The organism is Micromonospora sp. NPDC002717 (genome assembly GCF_040295705.1).
Lineage (GTDB): Bacteria > Actinomycetota > Actinomycetes > Mycobacteriales > Micromonosporaceae > Micromonospora.
Genome location: NZ_JBEOVW010000099.1, coordinates 1 through 1,046, shown reverse-complemented (window position 1 = coordinate 1,046; position 1,046 = coordinate 1). Strand labels below are relative to the sequence as shown.

General features: G+C 69.3%; 1 protein-coding gene. It reads right to left on the bottom strand.

All coding sequences use genetic code 11. The annotated features are described in order from the left end of the window. Positions 1-17: 17 nt before the first annotated feature. Positions 18-1,010, bottom strand: coding sequence for a DUF1152 domain-containing protein (locus ABT006_RS35035; RefSeq protein WP_350712759.1), 993 nt, complete (start codon positions 1,008-1,010; stop codon positions 18-20). Between the last annotated feature and the right edge of the window lie 36 nt (positions 1,011-1,046).

Sequence of the window (1,046 nt, the reverse complement as noted above, 5' to 3'; positions counted from 1 at the left end):
TGCCGCCGTCCGGCCGTTCAGTGGGGGAACGCGCGGGGGATGCGTGCGTTGAGGAGTTCGTCGCGGAACGCTTGGATGCGTGTGATGACCTGTCGTCTGCCGATGGTGTTTTCGATGCGGTCGAGGTACAGGCATCGGGCGGCGAGTTTGTCGAGGTCGACGGTGAAGTAGATCGCCATCAGCGGGTTGACGAACAGGTCGCCGCCGCCGGTGCGCCGGGTGAACCGGATGTCTCCGAACGCGCCGCTGGTGGCGGCGGCGATCTGTCCTTGGACGATGCTCGGCCGGTCCGGGGTGGCGGCTTGGGCGTCGGCGACGGCATCGCGGTACAGCGCGGCCTCCCGGCTGGAACCGGGGATGGACAGGGCGCCGAGGTAGCCGCCGTCGCGGTCGAGTGCGGCGAGGTTCTCCAGCACCTGGACGTGGTTGACGCCGTCGTAGGCGTCGATGCCGAAGCCGAGACTGGTCACCAGCTTGACCGGCATGTCCAGCGCGGCCACGGCGGCCAGGCTGGTGATGTCTTCCACCGGGGTGCCGAGATCGGTTTCGTCGCCGCGCAGCAGGACGTCGGTGCCGCCGTCGACCAGCACCACCGCATCGATGTCAAGTTGTTCGACCAGGTGCCGGTACGCCGCCCGTAACGGCTGGACACCGAGCGGCGGAAAGGCGTACACGGTCGACGGCAGCTTCTGAGCTGCCAGCCACCGGGCGAGCGTCCGTTCGGGGAAGTACCAGTCCGGGCTGGTCGTGTCCGGCTGCACCGCCGCGACGTGCTCCGCTACCCACGCGTTCCGGTCGATCAATTCGAGTTCGGAGAAGGACAGGCTGGCCAGGTGCACCTGTGCGCCGCCGCGCCACAGGGCGAATGCCAAGGGCAGGCCGGCGTACACGTCGAACCCCCCGCCCGCTCCGGCGATGAGGATGCTCCGCGCCGGAGCCAGCGCGGCAAACAGCGGCGGAACGGCCAACGAGAACGCACCGGGGTCGGCCGGCAGCGCGGCAGGCGTCATCACCGCTCAATGATCCGTCACGCCCATGCCGCTCAC

Excerpts from the sequence above, each read along its gene's own strand:
- ABT006_RS35035 (WP_350712759.1), bottom strand. The coding sequence starts at position 1,010 with ATGACGCCTGCCGCGCTGCCGGCCGACCCCGGTGCGTTCTCGTTGGCC.